Genomic DNA, 22,216 nt, shown 5'->3' on the forward strand with positions numbered 1-22,216 from the left:
AGTGGGAGCACGTTTTCAACGGCTTCCATCCAAGCGGCGCCATCACAACCTGCCTTCGAGTGCAGCGGCAAGATGGGGCTCCAGCACTACTTTGCTGTGCCAGTCGTCGCCGGGGCGGAACGCCTCCGCCCTGATCTTCTCCACCCGGGCGACCGCGGCTTCCGCCGCCTCTGCCCGGCTGCGCCACCGAGCCTTTGCTGCAGCCTCCGACTGCCTCTCCTGCTCGCGCTGCTCGGACAGGCGAGTCTGCTGCGCGATGTTCACGAGCTCCCAGCCCTCAGCCTCGGCCCACCGCACGACCTCGTGGAAGTCGTATTCGGTCGCGCGCTTCGGCGCAGCGGATCGGCCGGATCGGAACAGCGGGGCCTCGGCGATCGCCTTCTGGACGAGCGCGAACGCGCCGTCGCCGTACCTATGCTCGACGAAGAAGTGCTCACCCTTCCGAGGTGTGTCGCCGGTCTTGTTCTGCACGATCTCGACCCGGTACGTGCAGATGCTGTCCGGGTGCGATTTGCCGGCCACCCGCTGCGCCGCGAACGCACCTATCGTCCTGCCATTGACCAGGAGCGGGAAATGCAGTGCCATCACGCACCGCCCTCGATGATGCGGTCCAGGTTGTCGGCGATCGTGCGCTCCGGGCCTTGCAAACGCCACGTGTTGGCGGTGCATCTAAGCTCTGCAGCCTTCTCCTTCACCTTCGCGAGCTTCGCCTCGGCGGCCTGCCACTTCCGATTCAGCTCGGCGCTCTCGGTTCGGACTGCCGCCAGGTCGACTTCGAGTCCCTCGACGTCGTTCTTCAGTCCCTCATTCTCGCTGGCGACGGCGTTGCAGCGGCTCGTCAGCGACTCGGATTCGGCGGTCAGCCGGGCGGCGGTCTTCGCCAGGCCTGACGTCACCTCGACGAGGTTCGTTTTCCGCGACTGCAGTTCGCGCAGCTCCTGCACCTCGGCGACGATTGCGAGCACCACCTCGGGCGACATCCGCCCGGACAACACGCCCACGTCGCCGCCCAGGCCGCCAGCGACACCCTCGTACCAGCTGACGCGACCGTGTCCGAAGTAGTCGCTCGTCAGCCATTCCTCGCGTGCCGCTTTCGCGCTGGCCTCGATGAGGTCCAGGTTGATCGGTTCGGCGCTCATCAGTCGAGTCCCTTCACTGCGATGGCGATCAGGTCGACGGTCACCCTTGTGCGGTTGGCGTCGTCAGCGAGTTTCAGCACCTTCTTCACCCGAGCGACGGCGGACTCGGCTGCGGCGCGGCCGGCGCGCTGCACGTCGAGGTTGTTTGCGAGGTGACGGTTCTCGGACTCTGTGCGTTCGCATTCCCGCTGAAGTGCGCGACGGTGTTCCCGCTCCTTTCGCACTTCGGCGATCAGCGCTGGAACGAGGGTGCGGGCCTGGGCGATGAACTCGGCGTCCGCCTGTGTGTTGGTCAGGTTCCCGCCGATGTCTCCTGTGAACCGCTCCAGGAGTCCATCCACTTCGGTGCCGATGGACCAGTAGCGGAAGAGTTCGGAACTGATCATGTCCGGAGGAGTGGTGACCCACGGTCCGGGCGTCGCGGCGTCAGCGAGAGCCTGCGCGGCGTCGAGGTCGATCGGTTCGGTGCTCATCGTGTGACTCCCTGCGGTTGGTGCCGCTGTGCCAGTTCGAGCACAGCGTCTGGTGTGGCGGGGTGCAGCGCAGGGACCTCGCCGTCGGCGGCGCGGAGCAGGTACTGGACGGCGATGGTGCTGCCGGCCTCCCCCGTCTTGAGGACCCGGTGCCCGATGACGCGGGCGGAGGTGAGATTCCAGATGCTGCCGTCGACGCTCGTGTACTCGAGCGAGAGGCTCGTCGGGTACACGCTGTAGGTGGACTTGGTGTCGGGCATCTGCGGTTCGTTGTCGATGCGCAGCTGGACGGTGCGCTTCCACCGCTGATCGATGATGTGGTTGCTCATCGCGGGGCGGCCTCCACGGGTGTGTAGAGCACGGTCGCGGGGAGCTTGGGGTGCAGGTCTTGTGCGCCGTCCCTCGTCCACTGCAGCGCTGGGCCGTAGTCCCATTCGAGGCGTTCATGCACAGCCCCATCGCTGTCGCGGATCACCGTCAGGAACGGGAGTGCGTCGAGTTCTTCGGCGGTGGTGACGGTGCGGGGCTTGCGGTAGCCGGCGGCGAGAACGGCGTCGGCGACGGGGCCCCAGAACTTCATGTTGAACTGGAAGGCGAGAGTGACGCTGTCCGCAGCGCCCTTCAACACCCCAGCGAGCTCGTCGCGGGCGCTCATGCCTGATCACCCGCCTCGGCGCGCACGAACGGTGCGATGTCGTTCAGGTCGGCTGGGAACGAAACGTTTCCAGGGCCGTGGTCCTTCATCGTGAAGCCATCGGCGTCGCGGAGCCAGGTCGTCGGGTGATCGTGGCCGCGGAATCCGATACCCAGGGGCACGTCCTCCCATGTCGCCCACGCCTCGGGGAACTCGTGCTCTTCGTGGTTGACGCAGACGAGGTGGTTGTCGTCGATCTCGGATCGGGTGACGAACAGGTCTGTGCCGCAAACATCGCAGGTCTGGCAGTGACGGCAGAGCAGCTCGACGGTCTCGTAGACCCTGCGCTCGTGGGGGTTGTCCTCCGTCGGCGGTTCGATCCGGACGATCCGCGTGCGCTCGAACCACTCGCCGTTGTTGGTGGCGTCCTCGACGGCCATGCCGGGGTCGCCCCAGGCGGTGTACTCGTCGCCCTCGTATATCTCCTGGCACTTGTCGCACTGCGCCTGGTGGTAGATCACTTCTTTCGTGCTCATGCGTGTAGTTCCTTCGGGGTGTCGGTCCAGGTGATTTCGAGCCAGAGCGAGCCGGGTCGGCCCTTCTCGGCGAGGTGAACCACTGGCATGGGTTTGGTCATCCACTGCGGCGTGTCGTCCTCAACGAGCCCGTATCCGGGGTACTTCGGGGTGCCCTTGGCGAGGGCGTCGCAGCACGGCTTCAAAGTGGCTACGAGGTTGTCGGCGTCACGGATCCCGTTGCGGGCAGGCCGGTAGTGGAGCGTGACAGTGGCATGCTCGACGCCCCGCGGAAGCCGCAGACGCACAGCTTCCAGGTGGATCTCATTGCGGAGCTCCCGGGTGATGCGTGCCTTCACCTGATGGTGGAGACGTTGATTCATCGACAGCGGCGGCTTCGTCCCCGCGAGAACGATCGTGACCGGGTTACTGCTCATGGGAATTGTTACTCCTGTCATGCCTGTCTCCGCTGAGACGGGCGAACGAACTGACGAACCTGCCCTGGCTGGTCGGAAGCCCTCGCGAGATCAGCCTTATCTGAACTCAACTGAACTGAACTACACTGCGGCGGAGTCCCTCCCAACTCGATCGGTCCTTTCTCCGGAGAAACTCCGGAGTCGTCCCCGAGTTCCTCCGGAGAAGATTTGGCCTTCTGATCAGCCTTTTCCTTCTGCCTCCACCGATCGGTAGCGGTGTCGTTGTTCTTCCACCAGAACTTCCACTCAAGAGGCTGATGTTCGCGGCAGGGAGGCAGTTTCGAGGGCGTCGGATGGGATATCGACTGGTGTTCGTCCCACGAGATCGAGTGCAGGAATGAGTCTCCGCCGACCGCGTAGCGGCAGAGTTGACCGTTCTCGACAAGGGCATCGATGTGGTCCTCGACGTCGTCGATGGTGCATTCCTTGCGGCGCTTCATCCATCCGTTCGCCCAGATCTCGGCGGCGTCGTCCTTGATGCGGCCGCGGTCGTCGCCGAAGCACCAGATGATCTCGAACGTGCGCTCGGCGGCGATGGAGACCTTTGCCAGTTGCTCGGAGTTGAACATCGAGGGGTGGACCATCCTCTTGCGTGGCATGGCTTCAGGTCTCCTTTCCAGCCTGGCTGTGAGCGCGGTTGTACCGTGGGCGCTCGGCCGCGATGGCGCGCCGCTCGGCCGCCTCGAGTTCGGTTCTGTCCCAGGAGATCGACTCGAACTCGATCAGGGCTACGTTGTTGAACCATGGTGTGCCGTACCGGTGTCGGTGCCAGCGGTTCAGTGGAGTGCGGGTGACTCCGATGTAGAGCAGTTCGTTTGATGCGGACCGAAACCGGTACAGGATCGGCATAACGTCGCGTCCCAGGAAGAACGCCTTCGTCTCACGGTCGGGCAGCCAGGAGACGTGGAAGCTGCCGCGCACCTCGCCGCCCGTGCGATGGCGTTCGTCTGGGACCTTGGGCATTAGGGCTCTTTCCTTCCCGCCTCTGGCACGGGGGTGGTTCTGCATTCGATGTGACGGACGGCGCCCGCCGGCGGCTTCTCGCCGCACACGGGACACTGTCGGTCGGGCGGCCGGTGCGGGTTGGTCGCCTGTAGGATTGCTGCGGCAACCGGGACTCTGCCCGTGAGGGTTTCGTGCGCCGCGTACTTGCGCATCACACGACCCCCTTCGCCTGCTCAACGAGCACGGCCCGGATGGCCGCGCGGAACTTGTCCTTCGGCGGTTCGGTGCGAAGGTCGCTCCAGCGCAGCAACTCAGGCTTCGCCATCCACTCCCCCGACCACGCGTTGAACGCGACCTCTGCCAGGTGCTCGACCAGATCGGGATCCGGTTCGAAGAGGTCGGCCTGGTCAATCATCGTCGTCGCCCCACCAGTCGTCTTCGTCATCGTCGATGACGGCTTTCGATCCGAACATCGAGTGGTCGTCCTTGTGGAAATAGACCAGCGGGCCGTCGACCTCGATCTCCTCGTTGGTATTTCCGTCCTCGTCGAACCCGAGGATCTTGATGCCGCTCTCGACTTCGATCCGGATTCCGTCGATCTCGCTGATTCCGAACTGCGCAAGGACGTTGCCGGGTCCGATGCGGACTTCAGCCGATCCGTGCTCTTCTTTGAACTTCGCTCCCCCGGTGCGAATGCTGTCGATGGCCCGCTTGAGGCTGTTTAGTCGCTCGTTCTCGGCCTTGAGCTCGTCGATCTCCTTGAGGACGCTCGCGATTGACCGGCCGCAGTCGTGCGTCATGACGTGCCGCCGATCGTGGGCTGCAGCAGGCCACCGGCGACGAACGAGTCCGGTTCGATGCGGACGTCGGCGTGCCCGAAGCGCGGCGAGCCAAAGCCCTTCGTGACCTTCAACCATCCCTTTCCGGTGCGGTTGTCGAGGTAGGTGATGTGCTGGCAGTAGCTGACCCGGACGACCGCGATGCGCTGGCCGACAATGCCCTCGGCGCGGGCCCAGTACTGCGGGAACTCTGGTGCGTCGACGACGACCGCAGTGCCACGCAGGGCAGCCGCTGGCTCGCCGTTCCAGAACGTGTCGGTCATGACGGCTCACCAGCCTCACGGTCGAGCTTCTCGACCCACGCCACCGCGACTGCGGCGACCTGGATCAGTTCGGCTCGGAGCCTGGCCGGGTCGTCCTCGGCGTAGGCCTCGTTGACCTCCTCATCGAGGATGTCCTTGAACGACACCAGCCCGAACTCGGCAGCCGCCTTGCACCGCCGACGGGCGGCGTGTGCGTGCTTCTGGTAGCCAGGGCCGGTGCCGTCGGGGTGGTTCTGCTCGCCCCACTTGTCGTCCTGGCGGGCGCGTTCCATCTCGACCTCTACGAGGACGTGGGCTGTGGTGTTCATGGTCACTCCCTGATCTCGTTGATACGGTCGGCGAGCCACTGCGTGTAGGTGCGACCGTCTCGGTAGATGCGGTGCGCGTAGGAGGTGTGGTCGCCGGTCAGATAGCCCTCGGCATCGTTGATCGCCTGGCCGTAGGTGCGCAGGACGGCGGGGATGTTGCGCCAGTCGCGGATCGTGGCCTGCCAGCGGCCGGCGCGGAGTCTCCCGATCAGGTCCGCGCCCCACGCCCGTGGGTCTGCGAGGGACATGGCCGCTGTCTGGTCAGCGATCGTGCGCAACGGCGAGTCCACCGGGCAACAGGCGATTACGTCAGCAGGGTCGGACATGTGCCATACAGGGAAGCTGCCACCGATCCACCGGCTGCCAGCGATGCCCCAGCCTTCTCGGTTGACCACTCTGGGACTCAGCGGGTCTGAGATCAGCCCAACACCGCGGACGTCGAGGCTCGGGTGCTCGCCGCGTGCGATCTCGGCGGCCACGTTCCCCACGAGGGCGGCGCCGCCGCTGTAGCCCTTGAGGATCACCGGGTACGGGTCGGCGGCAATCATGTCGAGCAGGATCTTTCGGCCCTCGCGCAGCGATGTGTCGAACGCGGAGCCGAGTGGCGCCGGGACCGGCCCGTACTGCGCTGACCACGGCACTTCGCGGACGCGGAACCGCGCCGGGTCGAGGTGCTTCGTAACGTTGGCGAGCATGCTCTCGTCGCCCATCGGCTCGCCGATGCCGCGGCAGCGCAGCACGGTGATCATCGCTTCCTCCACTGGGCGGACTGGGGGCAGGTTGCGAAGTGCGAGAGGTAGAGCGGGTTGCCGTCCTTCAGCTGCTGCTCTCGGTAGGCGGCGAGCACGATGCCCGAGTAGAGGACCGAGCCCCTGTGTTCGACCAGGACGTCGCCCTTCTCGGTCGGTTCAGGGTTCACGGGAAGCCGTTTGCCGGAGTGCTTCGTGACCGTCCACACGATCGGCTCACGGCACGATCGGCACTGCTGGATGGGGCCGAGGGTGTCACTCATGATCGCCACCAACCTCGGCGCGCACGAGCGCGCTGCTCGGCGCGGTGGTCAGCACTCTCTTGGGCGGAGGAGTTCGGGTTGCTCCACGGGTCGGCCGCTGCCCGGGCCTGTTCGAGCGTCATGATGTCGAGCGGCACGTTGGTGAAGTCGCGCGGGGCCATCGCGGCAGCGAGTTCCTGCACCACCTCGACGAGGGCAACGAGGGCCTGACCCTGTGCCAGGCCGATGATGGTCGCCTGCGTGTGCAGGTCGTGCAGCGGATCCGGGTCGTCGCCCCGGCGGACGGCGGCCGCCTGCGCGAGACGGCGCTTCGCTTCGTTCAGGTGTTCGTCGACGCTCATATCGGTCCTCCGTCTGTGGTGAATTGGTGGTCGCAGTCGGCGCACTGCTCGTAGTCGCCATACACGTTGTCGTGCAGCATCATCCGAGTCAGGTGGGTGCAGTAATCGACCTGACCGGCGTCATCCAGCCACGCCCGCCGACCGCGGTACAGGACCGGCATTGTCAGCGGGTCACTGTTCTGGCGGACGAGCCACCCGTTCGACCGAGACAGGTCACGGGCTGCGGTCTCGATGAAGCGGTGGCACGGCTCGCACAACGCCAGCAGCGCCGACGCCTCGTTCGTGGATTCCCGGCGAGTGCCGCCCATGCCGCGCGGCCGCCGGTGGTGCAGCTGAGACGCTGTCGCCTTGCCGCACTTCTCGCACCGGCCAGCGGCCCGCCGGTCGACGATCGCCTTCACTCGGGGCGACGCCCCCGTGTAGCGGCTCATGCGGTCACCGACTCAGTGGCCTTCGCCTCGGCGGCGAGGACCTTGTCTCGCTGCACGTACATTGCGTCGCGGAGCGTGGCGTCGTCGACCGGCGAGTCGAGGAGGTCGGCGTCGCGCGCCAGCTCCCACACAACCGTGTAGGAGTCGCGGTCGTTTACCTCAGCAAGCAGTGCGAGGACTGCGGCGAGGTCGGGCGTCGAGACGAGGTCCCGCACGTGAGCCTTCGCCGGGTCGCACTTGAGGATGTCGAAGATCAGCGCATCGAGCTTCAGGTCCGGGATGACGCGAGGCTTGTCCTCGCCCGGCACGATGCCGGCGTGCACCGAGCGGGCCCCGATGATCCGAGGGTGCTCAGTGCGGGACATCCGAACCCACGCCGTCGCGTCAAACGCGAGGGCTTTCTGCCCCTCCACCTTCCACGTCCGGATCTTCGTGGGCTGCCCGTTCTCCATGGCCACCTGGTCAGCACCGCGGGCCGCCATGATGACGATGCCCGGGAAGCGCATCAGGATCCGCATCAGGTCCTTGTGCCGTGCGGTCGCCAGATTCCACAGGTCGTTGGTGATCTCCACTTCGACGTCGGGGTCCTGGGCGAGGGCCTTCCTGTTGACGTCGCGGCGGCGAGCCTTCGCGTCGACCCAGTCCTTGAGGAGGCCCCACTCCGCAGTCATCGAGTCGATGGCCAGGACGACGGGCTTCTCACCGGCGTCGAGTGCACGCTGCGCCTCATCGCGGGCGGCACTGACCTGACCCATGATCGACGACCATGTGCCGTCGTGCTCGATCAGTTCGTACCGGGCGCCGGGGATGGCGCCGTACTCGTCACCTGCGCCTTCGCCGAGGTCGAGCCACAGGGTGCGGCCAACGCGGGGCGATGCGGACAGCTCGGCGATGGACCAGGACTTGCCCGCCTTCTCGCCGCCCTCGACGAGAACGAGGGGCCACGGGACGGCACCGGTCGGGCGCCGCGTCTTCAGCTCAGTCATCGGAGGCACCGCGGCCCAGCTCGAGGACGGAGGCGAGGGACAGCTTCCCCCGCTTCACCATGCCCTGCACCAGCTCGACGACCTTCTTGTCCGGCGTGAACCGCGGCGTCGCCGCCTTCGCCGCGGGCACGGTGACCGTGATGCCCTCGACCTTGTCGAACTTCTCGGGCTCACCGGCGGCCTTGTGCTCGGCGAGCGCGTACTCGATGACCGACTTGCGGCCCTGCTCGGTGAGCCGGTACGTCATCGCAGACTCGCCGAACATCTCGACCGCCCACGGGAGAACGCGGGCCTCATCGTCGATCGCGACGGCGGGCTTCGGCTGCGACGGCTTCGGGACCGTCGCAACCCCGAGCTGCGTGCCCTCGTCGTCGTACGCGTAGACGGTGCCGCGGCGCAGTTCCTCCTGCAGTTCCTTCTTCAGCTCGGTCTCGGCGGTCCCGGCGATGGTCTTCACGGCGGCGACCATGGCGAGGTCCTGGACGATCTCCTCGGCGGACATCAGCGGGACTCCTTCATCTGGGTCTGGATTTCCTCAGCGATAGCGAGAGCTGCATCGGCTGAGAGGGTTACGTAACTCACGGTTGTGTCGACCCCGAACGGGCCAGGCTGGTGGGCTTCGAGGATCAGGCGCTTCTGCCCAGACACACCCTCGAAGCGGGTGACGATGCGGTTGTGGCCGTCGCGATGCTCGGTCACCGGCCGGCTTCGCTGTCGATGAGTTCGAGGGCTGCCTTGTACTGCCGGATCCAGTGGTCCCGGTTGGCCGCAACGGACCGTTGTGCCTGCTCGTACCAGCGCTGGACTTCCTCGCGGGTGGCGTCCGCGTCGGCGACGAGCAGGCCACTGCCGCGGTTGAGGCGGATGTTTCCGGCGCCATCACGGGCGGCCGTGTAGTAGTCGGGGTCGAGTTTCGTTTCGGTCATCGTGGGCCTCTTTCGAAGTTGTCGGCGTGCTCGGTCCGCAGGCGGGTGAACGCGGCCGGCGGGACGTGATCGCCGAGGACCATGTGCAGGTCGAGATGGTCGAGCATCGTGGGGATCTCGTCGGTTCGGAATGTGTCACCAGGCAGGCGACGCGGTCCGCCGAGGAGCGTGCAATCAACGCACGCGACCGTGTTGTAGTAGCGGATGACGCGGACGTCGGAGCCGTTCCGCTCTCGGTCGGCGTAGACGGTCATGACGACGCCGCGTCTCGGCGGTGCTTGGCGTGGGTGATGCACAGCCCGTGCCCGCCGCGGGCGACGGTGTCGGGGTACAGCGACTTCGGCGCGGCGAATGGTCGCATCGGCCGATCACACTCGGTGCAGTGCGGCAGGCCGGTCACCAGCTCGATCTCCGGCTCCACCTCAGGCTCGCCGAGCAGCTCCCACAAGCGCTCGTCACGCTGCAGCGGTGTGCGGTTCGGCTGGCGGCGGGCGTACGCGTCAAGTGCCCGCGAGTCCGCGGCGGTCCAGATCCCGGTCGTGTCCATGGTTTCCGTCACGCCTCCACCCCGCTGACGATCTCGGCGATCGGAGCATGCGGGTTGATGAACTGGGTCTCGACGATGTACTTGCCGTTCACCGTGCAATCGTTGGTGTGGGGCCATTCGGCGATGAGTTCGAGCAGGCCTCGGCGGAGGTACACCGACGTGCCCTCACTGTTCGCGTCGACGAGGGGCCGGCCGATGACAGTTCGGATCGGGCCGCCGGTTCCGTACTCGTATCGCACGAGGACTCGTCGGCGCGCCTTCGCCTTCGCGGCGCCGGGCATATTGCTGGGGTTCACGCCGAGGTCGACTTCCGGGTGGTGCGCTTACGCGGGGCCGCGGCCTTCTTGACGGGAGCCTTCTTCGTGGCAGGCGCCTTGCTGGCCGGGGCCCGCCGGGCGGGTGCGGCCTTCTTCGCCGGAGCCTTCCGGGCCGGTGCCGACTTCTTCGCCGGGACCTTCTCCTCGACCTCCTCGGCGAGGAAGTCGTTCCACGAGGTGAAGTTCGAATCGAGATCCGTTTCGCGGACAGGCATCTGAAGCCCGATGAAGTGCTCACCGACCGTGATAAGGACCGGACGTGCGGGAAGGGGCGGGGTCTTGATGATCGCCTTGTCGCCGCGGGACCACATCGCCTTCTGGAACGAGGCGAGGTAGACGGGATTCATCGCCCACCTCTCGGAGGTTCCCTCATTCGCAAGTGAGGCCGCGATGTGCTTTTTGACGTCGGGGAACTCGGAATCCTGCAGGGCGAAGGCGAGTGTCGTGAAGTCGAACGCGAAGCTGATCTGCTCGCCTTCGACGGTTACCGCGATCGGGGCGTCGCGCAGGTGGCCACGGCCACCGCGGATCACCTTCAACAGCCGGACCGCGGAATCCCGGCCGACGAACCCGATGCGACCGGCGCGACCGGTCCGATCTTCGACGCTCATCCGGACAATCCCGAGCCGGAACCGATCCGTCGCAGCGACGATCAGCTTCCCCTTGTGGATCGACAGCTCGACACCGCAGATCATCGGGAGCGTGGAGTCGGTGCCCGAGAAGGCAAGCGCGGTGTCAACTGCCCGGACGAGGTTCGATCGGGCGATGACGAAGGACTTGGTGCTCATGCCGACACCGCCGATCCGTAGATGACGACGGCGAGGACCAGGCCGAAGATGATGCAGATCGCGAGGCCGGTGACCCAGTCGCGCTTGCCCTCCTCGATCTCGGCGCGGAACTCGTTGGCGGACTTGATCGGATCGGACTTCAACAACGCATTGACGTGCATGACAGTCTCGTTTCTCAACAGGTGTGGATAAGAGAGGGTGGAGCCGGTGGCGGCGGGGAGCTTTCGCGCATCTGGCGCGGGTGAACCGAACTCCTCGGGTCAAACACCCGCCGCCACCGGAGATCAGGTGGTTGAGGTCGCGGAGGGTGCGCGCGCACCCTCCGCGACCTGCCCATCTCCTACGCTGTGATCGCCACAACCAACAGCAGAAGGAGAAGAATCGTGGACGATGTCCTGGCCTGGCTCGGCGCTATCGGAGGGGTTCTCGGCGGCGGCGCGGGTCTGACCTTCGGGATCTTGGCGTTCAAACAGTCGAAGTCGTCGAACAAGCTCGCCGAGGATGCCCGCGATATCGCGCAGCGTGGGGAGCAACTCGGCACGGAGGCCAACGAGCTCGCCCGACAGTCGAACGGCATCGCAATAGATGCTCGTCAACTCGCTGAAGAAGCGAACACGTTCTCGAAGCGGTCCGAGCTGCGTGAGACCGAGCTCCACGATGTCGTATGGGAAGGCCAGTGGGAAGAACCGGGCTCCTATGTACTGGTCAACTCCGGCGAGCACGAAGCCCTCAACGTGCGTGCCACCGTCGATGTAGACGGGGAGAAGATGACGATCGATGCGGGCGTCGTCGGGGAGGGCGGCCGACTGACGTTCCTGTTCCCTCGCGCTCGTCAGGAGTTCTCCCGCGAGGTGGCGCGAAAGCGGCAGCAAGAGATCGATGCTCGGCGCGCTCCGTTCGGATTCGTTCCCACGACGTTCGAGCAGTACTCGCACACGATCACTGAGCGGGTGCTCTGGCAGACGCAGCTCGGGAACCCACGCACGCACGAGGTCACACACAAGTTGGCCGCGCTCGGCGACTGGAACTGATGAAGCAGTGCGGACGATGAGGGGCCGCTGGTTCATGCGGCACCACCCAACGACAGCTGACCGGATCCGCCGAGGAGTTCGTGGAGTTTGGCGATCCCCTTCACGGTGACGCGGACTGTCGGTGCGGGCAGCTCGTACTCCCCTGTCTTCGGGTTCAGGAACGGTCGGGCCGGTCGCTCGTAGAGGCGGCCGGTGTCGACCTGTTCCTGCCGTGCTTCCCAGCCTCCGCGCGGGTTGCGGGAGCGGAAGATCCACCGCTTGCTGTGCATGAAGTCGAACAGCCGGTCGCGGCCGATGCTGATCGTGGGGTCCTGCGAGAGGATCTTCGCGGCCTCGGCGACGCTGTAGTTGCCCTTCGCGTCGGCGAGGTTGTTCCATGCTCGGGCCGGTGCTTCGAGCACCGCGATCTGCTGGTCCTTCGCGGCGAGCACGGCCTGGGCCTCGACGAGCGCGGCCGCCATGAGCGCCGGGCCGGTGAGCGCCGGGGCGGTTGAGTAGCTGCCGGTGTCGCGGATGGCTGGCCACACCTCGTGCGTCAGCCAGCGGCGGAACTTGCGGGCCTCCGGCTTTCGCGAGTCGAGGACGAGATCGGTTGCGCCCCCCTCGGAGACGATCCACATGTTGCGGTTCTGCTTGCCCGACCTGATCGGGGTTGTACCCCGATCAGCTACGTCGAGCCTGGATACGGCGTCGCTGACGTCCTTGATGTCGAGCGCCTTGCAGATGTCGGCGGCGACGGCCCATCGCCCCTTGGGCAGATCGACCGTGCGGATCTGGTTGTCCTCGTACTGGAAGAGTTCGACGGCGGCCTTCACTTGATCGCCGCCTTCACGAGACCCATCGCGAGGGCGGCACCCATGTTCGCGGCGAACGACGCCGTCTCGAAGAGGTCGACAACGAGGTCGCGGATACCGCCGAGGACGGGGGCGGGAACCGGAGCGTCCAGTTCGAGCTGTGCACGCTCGAGTTGAACGATCAGGGACTGAACGCCGACGCGGTCGAGGTAGGCGGAGTCACGGCAGATGCCGTCGTGAATGAGGACCTCGACGCGGTCGAGCACGGTGTCCACGCGGACTGCAAGGGAGAGCGTGTCGTCGCCTGTCGAATCGGTCGCTTGTGCAGTAAGGTTTCCCAAGATCTTCCCTTCGAGTGGTTCGATCACTTGGCCGTCCGGTGTTGGCGCACCTGGCGGCTTTTTCATGCGGCTTGCGAATGCGAGACCTGCTTGGCGAGTGCGGCCTGCCGGAATGCGTCCTTGACGGTGTCGAGCTGGCGGACGGTTGGCTCGGGCATCCGGGCGACGACTTCGGCGAGCCAGGCCCGCATCTCCGGCGTCCACGTGACGGCCTTCGCGGTATTCCTCACGCCGTCAACTCCTTACGTGCTTCTCGCCCGCGAGTTCTTCTGGGTCGGGCTTCTCTCCCATGAGTTCTTCGATGGGTATACCGAGGTAGTCGGCGATGGCCGTCAGTTCGCGAAGCAGGAAGTCACGCTCCCCTGCGAGTCGTCGCTCCACGGTCTTGGTGGTCACCCCCATCACGTGTGCGAGCAGTTCCCTGCTCATGCGTATGACGCCGCTTTTGTCTGGCTCGGTCAGAGCGGCTATGGTCGCCCGTACCGATTCGGCCAGATTGGTAGTTGGTTCGTCCATATGGAAGACAGTACGGTCCGGGCGGCGGAAATGGCAAGCCCATAATTGTCGGTGTGTCATTCTTGCTGAGTTGACCATTTGGGCGGTACAGTCGCCAATATGGACGACCACATTAGAGCGGCCGAGATCCAAGCGACGCGAAAAGCAGTATCGGCAGAGCTCCGGGCGCGCAGGGCATTTCGTGGCCTGACGCAGGCCCAGACGGCGACGGTGGCGGGACTAAGCAAGTCGGCAGTCGAACGACTGGAAAAAGGCGACCGAGACATGGACATCCCCCAGCTCGTCGCCCTGGCTCGAACGCTCGATTTCGACGAGGTCGAGTTCATGAAGTCGGTACACTCGCAGCTCAGCCAGCAGCGCGGCGAAGACAAATAGGGGACGAAAAAACGCCCCGACGATTACATCGAGGCGTTCGCGTTTTTTACAGGCGGCTACAAGACAACTTCGGCAGATTCCACACCATTGGTGATTCGTGATGTCGCGCCGGCAACCACCAGCTCGCCCATGCGCTGCGCAGCGATAAGCAAATTGGTGACCGTCACGCGGCGACAGCTCACATGAGCTTCGGTCAGCGTTAGGCCGACCCTGACGGCGAGCCGGTCGCACCCCTCGCAGATCGGCCCTGCATTATCGCACGCGCTGTTGATTGAACGGATGGTCGTCATTCAGGTCTCGCGATCTTTCTAATACGTAATGGTCGGTTTCCCCCCGTTCGTCAAAATATCGCATCCCGCTGGTAATTGCGAAGTAAATTTGTGTGATTTGAAAACGAGCACATCCTTTGTCACTCTTGCAGTTTCAGGTACAACACACCTGCTATATTGAAATGGCCCCCAATCCGGTATTCCCAACTAATGGCGCCATTTGACGTCCAGGAATTCGGGCCGAAAAGTGTTACCCGGGGGTGCCTTGTTGATCGTCACAGAGACAAGCGCCGCCACGACCACGCGCCGCAATGTCATTGACATCCCCTCCCAGCGGGCGCGGGCACCCGCGCCGAGCAGGTCGACGACGACCGGGTCCACCGCGACCTTGCCGCGCCGCTCAGCCGCCCGAATCTGCGGCATCAGGGTCGCTTCGAGAGTCGCCAGCGTGCCATCGGAAATCTCACCCGCCGCATACCTGGCAACAACCTTGTCGAGTCGAGCGCGCAGCTCGCGCGCTTGCACGAGCGCCTCGGCCGCCTGGGGGTCAGCCAGATCGTCAGGGCTCGAATGCGTCTCGCACCAAGTGAGCACGACCTCGGTGACCATCGCGTCGACGGGTTCCTGCCGGCGCTTCACGCAGAACTTGATGCACGAGTACTGCGCATAGTCGCCGATCACGACACCGGCCTTGTTCTTGCGGACTGAGCGCGTTCTCCTGATGCGGCCGCCGCAGACCCCGCAGGTGGCGATGCCGCTGAGAAGGTGTTCCGGTTCGACGCCACGATGCGTGAGCCTGGTCGGGTCACCCAGCAATGCCGCGAGGACGTCATGGTCCTGGCGCTCGATGAGCGGCTCCCAATTGCCGACGCTCGTCACCTCCCCCTTATGTACCCGAAGTCCGGCGTAGACGGGGCGCCGAATCATGTGAGAGATAACCGACGCGGTCCAGCCCTGCTTTGCCGCCCGAGCTGTCGGCACGCCGCGGCGATTGAGATCGGTCGCGATTGCATACATGGCTTCCCCGGCCAACATGCGCCGAGCGATCTCGCGGACGATCGGAGCCTGCTCGGGATGCGGCACGCGCTTCACGATCGTGCCCGTGTCGGGGTTGCGCAGAGCCCTGTATCCGTACGGGATCTTGCCGTGCGCTACACCTTCCCGGGCGTTGGCGCGCTGCGCTCGCAGAGCTGCCTCGCGGACAGCGTCGGAGTAGTCCTCATCGATGATGGCCTGGAAGCCCGTGGCCATCCGGTCGGTGCGGTCGGTGAGGTCATAGACCTTGCCCGAGTAGCACCAGAGCACCCCACGCTCGGCGCAGAGATTGCGGAGATCGACGTATGCCTCAAGGTCACGCTGCGCTCGCGACGCCGCCCACGTGACGAGCACGTCGCCGGGCCGCAGCAACTCCTTGAGCCGCCTGTACGCCGGCCGATCTTTCCGTGAGTGACGCGATGCACTGATGTCGTTGTCCGAAAGCACCTCTTCGGCGATTGTCCAGCCATTACGCTCGCAGACTGCTCGGATCTCGGCCTCTTGCTCCTCAGGAGAGCGAGCCCGCTTTGAGTGGTCAGCCGAAACTCGGGTGTAGATAACGGCGCGTAGAGGTTGCGCGTTGGGGTGCATACGTGTCATTGTACGTGTAGACGGCGAACATGCCACCGAACCCGACCATGCCGATGATCAGCGTCATCCACACCTGTGCGCGGCGGAGGGCACCGAGTTCGGTGAGGGGGTTCGTCATCCGCATGGCGGCGAGCGCGGGCACCCACGACCAGATCGCGCCCAGCGTCACGACACCGATCAGCGCGACGAGGGCGAAGGCGCTGCGCCAGCCGAGGGCCTGGCCCAGCCACGAGGCGGCGGGAACACCGACGACGTTGGCCACCGACAGGCCCATCATGACGAGCGCGACCGCCCGGGCCCGCTGGCCGCGCTCGGCGAGGTGCGCCGCCACCAGGGCCGCGACGCCGAAGTAGGCGCCGTGCGGGAGGCCCGCGACGAACCGCGCGGCCATCAGCACCCCGTAGTTCGGTGCGAACACGGTGGCGGCGTTGCCGATCGTGAACGCCGCCATCAACGCGATCAGCAGCGCCTTGCGGGGCACCCGCGCCGTGAGCGCGGCGATGAGCGGCGCGCCCACGACCACACCCAGCGCGTACGCCGAGATGACGTGCCCGGCCGTCGGCTCGCTGATCCCGAGGCTCGACGCCATCTCGGGAAGCAGTCCCATCGCCACGAACTCGGTGGTGCCGATCCCGAAGCCGCCGAGCGCGAGCGCGATCATGGCGAGCTTGCGGACGGACGGATGTTGCGCGATGACACCGAGGTGCTCGGGGCGGACCGGGGTGGAAGTGCTCACAACAGGACTTTCGGCTAGGCAGAAATACGACTACGCGGCGCACCGCGCCTCGATGCGCAACGACCCACACCGGAATTCTCTTCCCCGGATTCCGCGTTTCGCGCCGCGAGCGGCCGTGAGATGACTCACCCGTCCCGGAGACGCGAAACGGGACACCCCGGTGAGGGGCGTCCCGTTTCGTACTGCTGCGGCGTCGGAGCCTACTGCTCGGCGATGGCCTTCTGGAGGTTGATGTCCAGCTCACCGAGGAATTCCTCGGTGGTCAGGTAGCCCTGGTCGCCGCCGACCAGCATCGCGAGGTCCTTGGTCATCTGGCCGCCCTCGACGGTCTTGATGACCACGTCTTCGAGCTTCTGCGCGAAGCCGATGACGTCGGGGGTGTTGTCCAGCTTGCCGCGGTGCTCGAGTCCACGGGTCCACGCGAAGATCGACGCGATGGGGTTGGTGGACGTCGGCTTGCCCTGCTGGTGCTGACGGAAGTGACGCGTCACGGTGCCGTGCGCGGCCTCGGCCTCACACGTCTTTCCGTCCGGGGTCAGCAGCACGGAGGTCATGAGTCCGAGCGATCCGAAGCCCTGCGCGACGGTGTCGGACTGGACGTCGCCGTCGTAGTTCTTGCAGGCCCAGACGTAGCCGCCCTCCCACTTGAGCGCCGACGCGACCATGTCGTCGATGAGGCGGTGCTCGTAGGTGAGTCCTGCCGCGTCGAACTCCGGCTTGAACTCGGTCTCGTAGACGTGCTGGAAGATGTCCTTGAACGCGCCGTCGTACGCCTTGAGGATGGTGTTCTTGGTCGACAGGTACACCGGGTAGTTCTGCTGCAGGCCGTAGTTGAGCGAGGCGCGCGCGAAGTCCTCGATGGACTTGGTGAAGTTGTACTGACCCTGGACGACGCCGCCGCCGTCGGGGAAGTTCACCAGCTCGTGCTCGATCGGCTCGCTGCCGTCCTCGGGCGTGTAGGTGATCATCACCTTGCCGGGGCCGGGGACCTTGAAGTCGGTGGCGCGGTACTGGTCGCCGAAGGCGTGACGGCCGATGATGATCGGCTTCGTCCAGCCCGGGACCAGTCGCGGGACGTTGGAGATGATGATCGGTGCGCGGAAGATCGTGCCACCGAGGATGTTGCGGATGGTGCCGTTGGGCGACCGCCACATCTTCTTCAGGCCGAACTCCTCGACGCGTGCCTCGTCCGGGGTGATCGTCGCGCACTTGACGCCAACGCCGTGCTTCTTGATGGCGTTGGCCGCGTCGACGGTGACCTGGTCGTCGGTCTCGTCCCGGTACTCGATGCCGAGGTCGTAGTACTCCAGGTTCACATCCAGGTAGGGATGGATCAGTTTGTCTTTGATGAACTGCCAGATAATGCGTGTCATCTCGTCGCCGTCGAGTTCGACGACGGTGCCCTCAACCTTGATCTTGGACATGGGTGCTTCGCGTCCTCCTAGGAAGATTCCCTGGTTACACGGTTGCGGGCGCACTTCGTGAGTGAGTCCGCGAACGGTTCGCTTGTCAAACGTAGACGGTCACGGCGGGCGCCGGGGAGACCGCACTTAAACAAGACAAGCGTACTGCTATACGTGGGGCGCGCAATATGCGGGTGTGAAATCCCACACCTACCGGCGGGTAACTTTCCCCTGCTCGCGGCCCTGATCGGTGCCGTTTCCGGTCGCTTCGCCGCAGCCGCTAAGATTCGACAGAGGTCATGAGTGCCAGCAACGAGCCCCGGCTAGCTGGCCGGCAACCCTCCACCGCGGTGGGGTGCCCCGGGTGATGACCTGGTTCCCTGATTCATACACACAGTCGGGTGACAAGCGCGGGTCCGACATCGGAGGTTCATGATGTGTTGTTGTTGTCGTAGATAGACCCCAGACAAGCCCTGTGCGCGAAGCGAATGAACTCCTCGTCGCGCCTCGTCAGACCACTGGAGTAGACAGCACATGACCGAGAACTGGTCGTTCGAGACCAAGCAGATCCACGCCGGGCAGACGTCCGACGCGACCACCAAGGCGCGGGCGCTGCCGATCTACCAGACCACCTCGTACACGTTCGACAGCACCGACCACGCTGCCGCGCTGTTCGGTCTGGCCGAGCCGGGCAACATCTACACCCGCATCATGAACCCCACCCAGGACGCCGTCGAGCAGCGCATCGCCGCCCTCGAAGGCGGCGTCGCCGCCCTGCTGCTGTCGTCCGGGCAGGCCGCCGAGACGTTCGCGATCCTGAACCTCGCCGAGGCAGGCGACCACATCGTCTCCAGCCCGCGCCTCTACGGCGGCACGTACAACCTCTTCCACTACACGCTGCCCAAGCTCGGCATCGAGGTCTCGTTCGTCGAAGACCCCGACGACCTCGAGCAGTGGAAGAACGCGGTCCGGGAGAACACGCGGGCGTTCTACGGCGAGACCATCTCCAATCCCCGCAACGACGTGCTCGACCTGCCCGGAATCTCCGGCGTCGCGCACCAGCACGGAATCCCGCTGATCGTCGACAACACCGTGGCCACCCCCTACCTGATCCGCCCGCTCGAGCACGGCGCGGACATCGTGGTGCACTCGGCCACCAAGTACCTCGGCGGCCACGGCACGGCCATCGCAGGCGTCATCGTCGACGGCGGCACGTTCGACTGGACCCAGGGCAGGCACAGCGGCTTCACCACCCCGGACCCGAGCTATCACGGCGTCGTCTACTCCGAACTCGGGCCGCCCGCCTACGCCCTGAAGGCGCGCGTGCAGTTGCTGCGCGACCTCGGCTCCGCGATCTCCCCGTTCAACGCGTTCCTCATCGCGCAGGGCCTCGAGACGCTGAGCCTGCGGATGGAGCGGCACGTGTCCAACGCGACCGCCGTCGCCCAGTACCTGGAGGCGCGGCCGGAGATCGTGTCCGTCGGATACGCCGGGCTCCCGTCGTCACCGTGGTACGACCGGGCGAAGCAGATCGCGCCGAGGGGTGCGGGTGCCATCGTGACGTTCGAACTCGCCGGCGGCATCGACGCGGGCAAGAAGTTCGTCAACGCCCTCACCCTGCACAGCCACGTCGCGAACATCGGCGACGTCCGCTCGCTGGTGATCCACCCGGCGTCCACCACACACTCCCAGCTGACCCCGGAGGAGCAGGCCGCCAGCGGCGTCACCCCCGGACTGGTCCGCCTGGCAGTCGGCATCGAAGGGATCGACGACATCATCGCCGATATCGAGTCCGGAATTACGGCGGCGGCATCTTGACCGTGAGCGCAGTGCAGAACCTCCCCGTGGCCGACGGACGTCTCGGCACGGTCGACATCGGATCGCTCGAGCTCGAGAACGGCGCGGTGATCCCGTCCGTGACTCTCGCCGTGCAGCGGTGGGGCGAGCTGTCCCCGAACCGCGACAACGTGGTCCTCGTCGAGCACGCCCTCACCGGCGACTCCCACGTCACCGGCCCCGTCACCGACGAGCACCCCTCCCCCGGCTGGTGGACCGGAATGGTCGGGCCGGGCGCGCCGATCGACACCGACGAGTGGTGCGTCGTCGCGACCAACGTCCTCGGTGGCTGCCGGGGCACCACCGGCCCCGGTTCGATCGCGGAGGACGGCCGCCCGTGGGGCAGCCGCTTCCCGGAAATCTCCATCCGCGACCAGATCGCGGCCGAGAAGAAGTTCACCGACCTGCTGGGCATCGAGAAGCTGGCGTCCGTGGTCGGTGGTTCGATGGGCGGCATGCGCGCGCTCGAGTGGGCCGTCACGTACCCGGACCAGGTGGCGTCGGCGCTCGTTCTCGCGGTCGGCGCCCGCGCCACCGCAGACCAGATCGGCACGCAGACCACCCAGATCGAGGCCATCACCAGCGACCCCGACTGGCTGGGCGGCGACTACCACGACACCGGCCGGATCCCCCGGACCGGACTGCGCATCGCCCGCAGGATCGCGCACCTCACGTACCGCACCGAGAGCGAACTCGACTCCCGGTTCGCGAACTCGCCGCAGGACGGCGAGGACCCGTGGCGCGGCGGGCGGTACTCCGTCGAGAGCTACCTCCAGCACCAGGCCGACAAGCTGGTCGGCAGGTTCGACCCGGGCACGTACGTGCTGCTGTCCGAGGCGATGAACCGGCACGACGTGGGCCGCGGCCGCGGGGGCATCTCGGCGGCGCTCGGGACGATCACCGCACCCGTCATCGTGGGCGGCGTCGACTCCGACCGCCTGTACCCGATCCGCCTGCAGGAGGATCTCGCCGCGGACATCCTCACCTGCGACGGCCTGCGGGTGCTCAACTCGCGGGACGGCCACGACGGGTTCCTCACCGAGGCTGCCGCCGTCGCGAAACTGCTGTCCGAGACGATGCAACTGGCCCGCGCCGGGCGCTGACCCCGCGCCGGGCCACGCCCGCTCGGACCGTCAGTCGGTTCCGAGCGGGTCGATCGACACGGCCAGCCACACGATCGCGCCGCCGACGGCCACGAGCGCGCCCACGTCGAATGCCTTGCTACGCACCGCGAGCAGCCCGACGCGCTCAGACGGCATCGTCAACCGGAACACCGCCGCCAGCAGGGTGGCGACACCGAACACGAACGCTCCCCGCCGCCACCGGTCCGCGAGCACGAACACCACGGCCACGACGATGACGACGAGGACTGCCAGCATCGGCAGGTTCTTCTTCGCGAACTGCCCCCAGTCGGCCACCTCAGCCGAGAGACGCTGCGACACGCTCGGCCCGCTCCACGACGTTGGTCAGCAGGAACGCGCGGGTCAGCGGTCCGACCCCACCGGGGTTCGGGGACAGGAAACCGGCGACCTCGGCGACGTCCGCCGCCACATCGCCGCGCAGCCCGTCCTCGGTGCGGCTCACGCCCACGTCGAGTACCGCGGCGCCGGGCTTGACCATGTCGGCTGTCACCAGCCCGGGAACACCCGCCGCCGCGATGACGATGTCGGCGCGCCGAACCTCCGCTCCCAGGTCCCGCGTCCGGGTGTGGCAGAGGGTGACGGTGGCGTTCTCGCTGCGCCGGGTGAACAGCAGACCGATCGGGCGGCCCACGGTGACACCGCGACCGACGACGACGACGTGCGCCCCCTCGATCGGGACCTCGTAGCGGCGCAGCAGGTGCAGGATCCCGCGCGGCGTGCACGGCAGCGGCGCCTCCTTACCCAGCACCAGTCGGCCGAGGTTGACCGGGTGCAGGCCGTCGGCGTCCTTGTCGGGGTCGATGCGCTCGAGCGCGGCGTTCTCGTCGAGCTGCTTCGGCACCGGGAGCTGCACGATGTATCCGGTGCAGTCGGGGTTGGCGTTGAGCTCGTCGATGGTGGCGTCGAGCTTCTCCTGCGTGATGTCCGCGGGCAGGTCGCGGCGGATCGAGGTGATCCCGACCTTCGCGCAGTCGTTGTGCTTGCCGCGCACGTAGGCGGCCGACCCCGGGTCGTCCCCCACCAGAACGGTGCCGAGACCGGGCGTGATGCCCTTGTCCTTCAGGGCGCTCACCCGCACCTTCAGGTCTTCGAAAATCTCGTCGCGGGTCGCCTTGCCATCGAGGATCGTTGCAGTCACGTGCCCCATTCTCTCAGGTTCGCCGAACCAGTGTCAGGCAGGTTCGCCGAACCAGTGTCAGGCAGGTTC

Annotated in this window: 39 protein-coding genes, 1 pseudogene and 1 riboswitch; of the genes and pseudogenes, 4 read left to right on the forward strand and 36 right to left on the reverse strand. The window is 66.1% G+C overall.

Annotation, left to right across the window (positions count from 1 at the left end):
• Window positions 1–42 precede the first annotated feature (42 nt).
• The 26 genes from P3H15_RS32740 to P3H15_RS32865 all read right to left on the reverse strand — a co-directional run bounded on the left by P3H15_RS32740 (window position 43) and on the right by P3H15_RS32865 (window position 11,119).
• Window positions 43–585, reverse strand: coding sequence for a hypothetical protein (locus tag P3H15_RS32740; protein WP_276141034.1), 543 nt, complete (start codon window positions 583–585; stop codon window positions 43–45).
• Window positions 585–1,139, reverse strand: coding sequence for a hypothetical protein (locus P3H15_RS32745; RefSeq protein WP_276141035.1), 555 nt, complete (start codon window positions 1,137–1,139; stop codon window positions 585–587). Before P3H15_RS32745 ends, P3H15_RS32740 begins: the two co-directional genes overlap by 1 nt.
• Entirely contained in the window at window positions 1,139–1,612 is a 474-nt protein-coding gene (locus P3H15_RS32750; protein ID WP_276141036.1) for a hypothetical protein, read from the reverse strand. The genes P3H15_RS32745 and P3H15_RS32750 overlap by 1 nt, the downstream gene beginning before the upstream one ends.
• Window positions 1,609–1,941, reverse strand: a complete 333-nt coding sequence (locus tag P3H15_RS32755; protein WP_276141037.1) for a hypothetical protein — start codon at window positions 1,939–1,941, stop codon at window positions 1,609–1,611. The genes P3H15_RS32750 and P3H15_RS32755 overlap by 4 nt, the downstream gene beginning before the upstream one ends.
• Entirely contained in the window at window positions 1,938–2,267 is a 330-nt protein-coding gene (locus P3H15_RS32760) for a hypothetical protein (protein WP_276141038.1), read from the reverse strand. Before P3H15_RS32760 ends, P3H15_RS32755 begins: the two co-directional genes overlap by 4 nt.
• Window positions 2,264–2,782, reverse strand: a complete 519-nt coding sequence (locus P3H15_RS32765) for a hypothetical protein (RefSeq protein ID WP_276141039.1) — start codon at window positions 2,780–2,782, stop codon at window positions 2,264–2,266. Before P3H15_RS32765 ends, P3H15_RS32760 begins: the two co-directional genes overlap by 4 nt.
• A complete protein-coding gene (locus tag P3H15_RS32770; protein ID WP_276141040.1) occupies window positions 2,779–3,198 on the reverse strand; it encodes a hypothetical protein in 420 nt (139 codons plus the stop codon). Before P3H15_RS32770 ends, P3H15_RS32765 begins: the two co-directional genes overlap by 4 nt.
• Window positions 3,199–3,215: 17 nt before the next feature.
• Window positions 3,216–3,806 (reverse strand): hypothetical protein, encoded by a 591-nt coding sequence (locus P3H15_RS32775; RefSeq protein ID WP_276141041.1) that lies wholly within the window; start codon window positions 3,804–3,806, stop codon window positions 3,216–3,218.
• 34 nt (window positions 3,807–3,840) lie between these two features.
• On the reverse strand, window positions 3,841–4,200 hold the full coding sequence (locus P3H15_RS32780) for a GIY-YIG nuclease family protein (RefSeq protein WP_276141042.1): 360 nt from the start codon (window positions 4,198–4,200) through the stop codon (window positions 3,841–3,843).
• A gap of 193 nt (window positions 4,201–4,393) precedes the next feature.
• Window positions 4,394–4,597: a hypothetical protein gene (locus tag P3H15_RS32785; RefSeq protein WP_276141043.1), complete on the reverse strand. Its 204-nt coding sequence runs from the start codon at window positions 4,595–4,597 to the stop codon at window positions 4,394–4,396.
• A complete protein-coding gene (locus tag P3H15_RS32790) occupies window positions 4,590–4,982 on the reverse strand; it encodes a hypothetical protein (RefSeq protein ID WP_276141044.1) in 393 nt (130 codons plus the stop codon). Before P3H15_RS32790 ends, P3H15_RS32785 begins: the two co-directional genes overlap by 8 nt.
• Entirely contained in the window at window positions 4,979–5,284 is a 306-nt protein-coding gene (locus tag P3H15_RS32795) for a hypothetical protein (protein WP_276141045.1), read from the reverse strand. Before P3H15_RS32795 ends, P3H15_RS32790 begins: the two co-directional genes overlap by 4 nt.
• Window positions 5,281–5,592: a hypothetical protein gene (locus P3H15_RS32800; RefSeq protein WP_276141046.1), complete on the reverse strand. Its 312-nt coding sequence runs from the start codon at window positions 5,590–5,592 to the stop codon at window positions 5,281–5,283. The genes P3H15_RS32795 and P3H15_RS32800 overlap by 4 nt, the downstream gene beginning before the upstream one ends.
• 2 nt (window positions 5,593–5,594) lie before the next feature.
• On the reverse strand, window positions 5,595–6,341 hold the full coding sequence (locus tag P3H15_RS32805; RefSeq protein WP_276141047.1) for a hypothetical protein: 747 nt from the start codon (window positions 6,339–6,341) through the stop codon (window positions 5,595–5,597).
• Window positions 6,338–6,604, reverse strand: a complete 267-nt coding sequence (locus P3H15_RS32810; RefSeq protein ID WP_276141048.1) for a hypothetical protein — start codon at window positions 6,602–6,604, stop codon at window positions 6,338–6,340. The genes P3H15_RS32805 and P3H15_RS32810 overlap by 4 nt, the downstream gene beginning before the upstream one ends.
• Window positions 6,601–6,945: a hypothetical protein gene (locus P3H15_RS32815; RefSeq protein WP_276141049.1), complete on the reverse strand. Its 345-nt coding sequence runs from the start codon at window positions 6,943–6,945 to the stop codon at window positions 6,601–6,603. Before P3H15_RS32815 ends, P3H15_RS32810 begins: the two co-directional genes overlap by 4 nt.
• Window positions 6,942–7,376, reverse strand: coding sequence for an HNH endonuclease (locus tag P3H15_RS32820; protein WP_276141050.1), 435 nt, complete (start codon window positions 7,374–7,376; stop codon window positions 6,942–6,944). Before P3H15_RS32820 ends, P3H15_RS32815 begins: the two co-directional genes overlap by 4 nt.
• Window positions 7,373–8,362 (reverse strand): hypothetical protein, encoded by a 990-nt coding sequence (locus P3H15_RS32825; protein WP_276141051.1) that lies wholly within the window; start codon window positions 8,360–8,362, stop codon window positions 7,373–7,375. Before P3H15_RS32825 ends, P3H15_RS32820 begins: the two co-directional genes overlap by 4 nt.
• Complete coding sequence (locus P3H15_RS32830; protein ID WP_276141052.1) at window positions 8,355–8,864, reverse strand: hypothetical protein; 510 nt, start codon at window positions 8,862–8,864, stop codon at window positions 8,355–8,357. Before P3H15_RS32830 ends, P3H15_RS32825 begins: the two co-directional genes overlap by 8 nt.
• On the reverse strand, window positions 8,864–9,061 hold the full coding sequence (locus tag P3H15_RS32835) for a hypothetical protein (protein WP_276141053.1): 198 nt from the start codon (window positions 9,059–9,061) through the stop codon (window positions 8,864–8,866). The genes P3H15_RS32830 and P3H15_RS32835 overlap by 1 nt, the downstream gene beginning before the upstream one ends.
• Window positions 9,058–9,288, reverse strand: coding sequence for a hypothetical protein (locus tag P3H15_RS32840; protein WP_276141054.1), 231 nt, complete (start codon window positions 9,286–9,288; stop codon window positions 9,058–9,060). The genes P3H15_RS32835 and P3H15_RS32840 overlap by 4 nt, the downstream gene beginning before the upstream one ends.
• Window positions 9,285–9,542 (reverse strand): hypothetical protein, encoded by a 258-nt coding sequence (locus P3H15_RS32845; protein WP_276141055.1) that lies wholly within the window; start codon window positions 9,540–9,542, stop codon window positions 9,285–9,287. Before P3H15_RS32845 ends, P3H15_RS32840 begins: the two co-directional genes overlap by 4 nt.
• Entirely contained in the window at window positions 9,539–9,847 is a 309-nt protein-coding gene (locus tag P3H15_RS32850; RefSeq protein ID WP_276141056.1) for a hypothetical protein, read from the reverse strand. The genes P3H15_RS32845 and P3H15_RS32850 overlap by 4 nt, the downstream gene beginning before the upstream one ends.
• Window positions 9,844–10,131 carry a hypothetical protein gene (locus P3H15_RS32855; protein ID WP_276141057.1) on the reverse strand — a complete coding sequence of 96 codons (288 nt, stop codon included), beginning with the start codon at window positions 10,129–10,131 and terminating at the stop codon, window positions 9,844–9,846. The genes P3H15_RS32850 and P3H15_RS32855 overlap by 4 nt, the downstream gene beginning before the upstream one ends.
• Complete coding sequence (locus P3H15_RS32860; protein WP_276141058.1) at window positions 10,128–10,940, reverse strand: hypothetical protein; 813 nt, start codon at window positions 10,938–10,940, stop codon at window positions 10,128–10,130. The genes P3H15_RS32855 and P3H15_RS32860 overlap by 4 nt, the downstream gene beginning before the upstream one ends.
• Window positions 10,937–11,119 (reverse strand): hypothetical protein, encoded by a 183-nt coding sequence (locus P3H15_RS32865; protein WP_276141059.1) that lies wholly within the window; start codon window positions 11,117–11,119, stop codon window positions 10,937–10,939. The genes P3H15_RS32860 and P3H15_RS32865 overlap by 4 nt, the downstream gene beginning before the upstream one ends.
• Before the next feature lie 204 nt (window positions 11,120–11,323).
• On the opposite strand from P3H15_RS32865, the gene P3H15_RS32870 reads away from it, so the two are divergent.
• Window positions 11,324–11,971 carry a hypothetical protein gene (locus tag P3H15_RS32870; protein ID WP_276141060.1) on the forward strand — a complete coding sequence of 216 codons (648 nt, stop codon included), beginning with the start codon at window positions 11,324–11,326 and terminating at the stop codon, window positions 11,969–11,971.
• 32 nt (window positions 11,972–12,003) lie between these two features.
• Here P3H15_RS32870 and P3H15_RS32875 read toward each other — a convergent pair whose 3' ends face one another.
• The 4 genes from P3H15_RS32875 to P3H15_RS32890 are packed head-to-tail and all read right to left on the reverse strand — an operon-like array spanning window position 12,004 to window position 13,622.
• Window positions 12,004–12,786, reverse strand: coding sequence for a phage antirepressor KilAC domain-containing protein (locus P3H15_RS32875; protein ID WP_276141061.1), 783 nt, complete (start codon window positions 12,784–12,786; stop codon window positions 12,004–12,006).
• A complete protein-coding gene (locus P3H15_RS32880) occupies window positions 12,783–13,133 on the reverse strand; it encodes a hypothetical protein (protein WP_276141062.1) in 351 nt (116 codons plus the stop codon). The genes P3H15_RS32875 and P3H15_RS32880 overlap by 4 nt, the downstream gene beginning before the upstream one ends.
• A gap of 35 nt (window positions 13,134–13,168) precedes the next feature.
• Window positions 13,169–13,336 (reverse strand): hypothetical protein, encoded by a 168-nt coding sequence (locus tag P3H15_RS32885; RefSeq protein WP_276141063.1) that lies wholly within the window; start codon window positions 13,334–13,336, stop codon window positions 13,169–13,171.
• A gap of 4 nt (window positions 13,337–13,340) precedes the next feature.
• Window positions 13,341–13,622 (reverse strand): helix-turn-helix transcriptional regulator, encoded by a 282-nt coding sequence (locus tag P3H15_RS32890; protein ID WP_276141064.1) that lies wholly within the window; start codon window positions 13,620–13,622, stop codon window positions 13,341–13,343.
• Between the two features lie 99 nt (window positions 13,623–13,721).
• Between P3H15_RS32890 and P3H15_RS32895 the strand changes: the two genes are divergently transcribed.
• Entirely contained in the window at window positions 13,722–13,997 is a 276-nt protein-coding gene (locus tag P3H15_RS32895) for a helix-turn-helix domain-containing protein (protein ID WP_276141065.1), read from the forward strand.
• Between the two features lie 56 nt (window positions 13,998–14,053).
• On the opposite strand, the gene P3H15_RS32900 is transcribed toward P3H15_RS32895, so the two are convergent.
• From P3H15_RS32900 to P3H15_RS32915, 4 genes and pseudogenes are all read right to left on the reverse strand, one after another.
• On the reverse strand, window positions 14,054–14,287 hold the full coding sequence (locus tag P3H15_RS32900; protein WP_276141066.1) for a hypothetical protein: 234 nt from the start codon (window positions 14,285–14,287) through the stop codon (window positions 14,054–14,056).
• 186 nt (window positions 14,288–14,473) lie between these two features.
• The gene (locus tag P3H15_RS32905) at window positions 14,474–15,892 is read right to left on the reverse strand and encodes a recombinase family protein (RefSeq protein ID WP_276141067.1); all 1,419 of its coding nucleotides are present in this window, start codon (window positions 15,890–15,892) and stop codon (window positions 14,474–14,476) included.
• 10 nt (window positions 15,893–15,902) lie between these two features.
• Window positions 15,903–16,628 (reverse strand): annotated as a pseudogene (locus P3H15_RS32910) (MFS transporter); the annotation flags it as partial.
• A 200-nt stretch (window positions 16,629–16,828) separates the two neighbouring features.
• Window positions 16,829–18,052: an NADP-dependent isocitrate dehydrogenase gene (locus P3H15_RS32915; protein WP_276141068.1), complete on the reverse strand. Its 1,224-nt coding sequence runs from the start codon at window positions 18,050–18,052 to the stop codon at window positions 16,829–16,831.
• A gap of 274 nt (window positions 18,053–18,326) precedes the next feature.
• A riboswitch (SAM riboswitch) is annotated at window positions 18,327–18,448 on the forward strand.
• 117 nt (window positions 18,449–18,565) lie between these two features.
• Between P3H15_RS32915 and P3H15_RS32920 the strand changes: the two genes are divergently transcribed.
• Window positions 18,566–19,849, forward strand: a complete 1,284-nt coding sequence (locus P3H15_RS32920; protein ID WP_276141069.1) for a bifunctional o-acetylhomoserine/o-acetylserine sulfhydrylase — start codon at window positions 18,566–18,568, stop codon at window positions 19,847–19,849.
• Window positions 19,846–20,970: a homoserine O-acetyltransferase gene (locus P3H15_RS32925; protein WP_276141070.1), complete on the forward strand. Its 1,125-nt coding sequence runs from the start codon at window positions 19,846–19,848 to the stop codon at window positions 20,968–20,970. The genes P3H15_RS32920 and P3H15_RS32925 overlap by 4 nt, the downstream gene beginning before the upstream one ends.
• A gap of 30 nt (window positions 20,971–21,000) precedes the next feature.
• Here P3H15_RS32925 and P3H15_RS32930 read toward each other — a convergent pair whose 3' ends face one another.
• Window positions 21,001–21,285 (reverse strand): DUF3017 domain-containing protein, encoded by a 285-nt coding sequence (locus P3H15_RS32930; protein ID WP_276141073.1) that lies wholly within the window; start codon window positions 21,283–21,285, stop codon window positions 21,001–21,003.
• Between the two features lies 1 nt (window position 21,286).
• Window positions 21,287–22,147, reverse strand: a complete 861-nt coding sequence (locus P3H15_RS32935) for a bifunctional methylenetetrahydrofolate dehydrogenase/methenyltetrahydrofolate cyclohydrolase (RefSeq protein WP_174705571.1) — start codon at window positions 22,145–22,147, stop codon at window positions 21,287–21,289.
• Between the last annotated feature and the right edge of the window lie 69 nt (window positions 22,148–22,216).

Origin of the sequence: Rhodococcus sp. T2V (assembly GCF_029269925.1) — a bacterium.
Classification (GTDB): Bacteria; Actinomycetota; Actinomycetes; order Mycobacteriales; family Mycobacteriaceae; genus Rhodococcus_F; species Rhodococcus_F koreensis.

Coding starts and splice junctions, on each gene's coding strand:
- P3H15_RS32740 (WP_276141034.1), bottom strand. CDS start 585: ATGGCACTGCATTTCCCGCTCCTGGTCAATGGCAGGACGATAGGTGCG.
- P3H15_RS32745 (WP_276141035.1), bottom strand. CDS start 1,139: ATGAGCGCCGAACCGATCAACCTGGACCTCATCGAGGCCAGCGCGAAA.
- P3H15_RS32750 (WP_276141036.1), bottom strand. CDS start 1,612: ATGAGCACCGAACCGATCGACCTCGACGCCGCGCAGGCTCTCGCTGAC.
- P3H15_RS32755 (WP_276141037.1), bottom strand. CDS start 1,941: ATGAGCAACCACATCATCGATCAGCGGTGGAAGCGCACCGTCCAGCTG.
- P3H15_RS32760 (WP_276141038.1), bottom strand. CDS start 2,267: ATGAGCGCCCGCGACGAGCTCGCTGGGGTGTTGAAGGGCGCTGCGGAC.
- P3H15_RS32765 (WP_276141039.1), bottom strand. CDS start 2,782: ATGAGCACGAAAGAAGTGATCTACCACCAGGCGCAGTGCGACAAGTGC.
- P3H15_RS32770 (WP_276141040.1), bottom strand. CDS start 3,198: ATGAGCAGTAACCCGGTCACGATCGTTCTCGCGGGGACGAAGCCGCCG.
- P3H15_RS32775 (WP_276141041.1), bottom strand. CDS start 3,806: ATGTTCAACTCCGAGCAACTGGCAAAGGTCTCCATCGCCGCCGAGCGC.
- P3H15_RS32780 (WP_276141042.1), bottom strand. CDS start 4,200: ATGCCCAAGGTCCCAGACGAACGCCATCGCACGGGCGGCGAGGTGCGC.
- P3H15_RS32785 (WP_276141043.1), bottom strand. CDS start 4,597: ATGATTGACCAGGCCGACCTCTTCGAACCGGATCCCGATCTGGTCGAG.
- P3H15_RS32790 (WP_276141044.1), bottom strand. CDS start 4,982: ATGACGCACGACTGCGGCCGGTCAATCGCGAGCGTCCTCAAGGAGATC.
- P3H15_RS32795 (WP_276141045.1), bottom strand. CDS start 5,284: ATGACCGACACGTTCTGGAACGGCGAGCCAGCGGCTGCCCTGCGTGGC.
- P3H15_RS32800 (WP_276141046.1), bottom strand. CDS start 5,592: ATGAACACCACAGCCCACGTCCTCGTAGAGGTCGAGATGGAACGCGCC.
- P3H15_RS32805 (WP_276141047.1), bottom strand. CDS start 6,341: ATGATCACCGTGCTGCGCTGCCGCGGCATCGGCGAGCCGATGGGCGAC.
- P3H15_RS32810 (WP_276141048.1), bottom strand. CDS start 6,604: ATGAGTGACACCCTCGGCCCCATCCAGCAGTGCCGATCGTGCCGTGAG.
- P3H15_RS32815 (WP_276141049.1), bottom strand. CDS start 6,945: ATGAGCGTCGACGAACACCTGAACGAAGCGAAGCGCCGTCTCGCGCAG.
- P3H15_RS32820 (WP_276141050.1), bottom strand. CDS start 7,376: ATGAGCCGCTACACGGGGGCGTCGCCCCGAGTGAAGGCGATCGTCGAC.
- P3H15_RS32825 (WP_276141051.1), bottom strand. CDS start 8,362: ATGACTGAGCTGAAGACGCGGCGCCCGACCGGTGCCGTCCCGTGGCCC.
- P3H15_RS32830 (WP_276141052.1), bottom strand. CDS start 8,864: ATGTCCGCCGAGGAGATCGTCCAGGACCTCGCCATGGTCGCCGCCGTG.
- P3H15_RS32840 (WP_276141054.1), bottom strand. CDS start 9,288: ATGACCGAAACGAAACTCGACCCCGACTACTACACGGCCGCCCGTGAT.
- P3H15_RS32845 (WP_276141055.1), bottom strand. CDS start 9,542: ATGACCGTCTACGCCGACCGAGAGCGGAACGGCTCCGACGTCCGCGTC.
- P3H15_RS32860 (WP_276141058.1), bottom strand. CDS start 10,940: ATGAGCACCAAGTCCTTCGTCATCGCCCGATCGAACCTCGTCCGGGCA.
- P3H15_RS32890 (WP_276141064.1), bottom strand. CDS start 13,622: ATGGACGAACCAACTACCAATCTGGCCGAATCGGTACGGGCGACCATA.
- P3H15_RS32895 (WP_276141065.1), top strand. CDS start 13,722: ATGGACGACCACATTAGAGCGGCCGAGATCCAAGCGACGCGAAAAGCA.
- P3H15_RS32900 (WP_276141066.1), bottom strand. CDS start 14,287: ATGACGACCATCCGTTCAATCAACAGCGCGTGCGATAATGCAGGGCCG.
- P3H15_RS32905 (WP_276141067.1), bottom strand. CDS start 15,892: ATGCACCCCAACGCGCAACCTCTACGCGCCGTTATCTACACCCGAGTT.
- P3H15_RS32915 (WP_276141068.1), bottom strand. CDS start 18,052: ATGTCCAAGATCAAGGTTGAGGGCACCGTCGTCGAACTCGACGGCGAC.
- P3H15_RS32920 (WP_276141069.1), top strand. CDS start 18,566: ATGACCGAGAACTGGTCGTTCGAGACCAAGCAGATCCACGCCGGGCAG.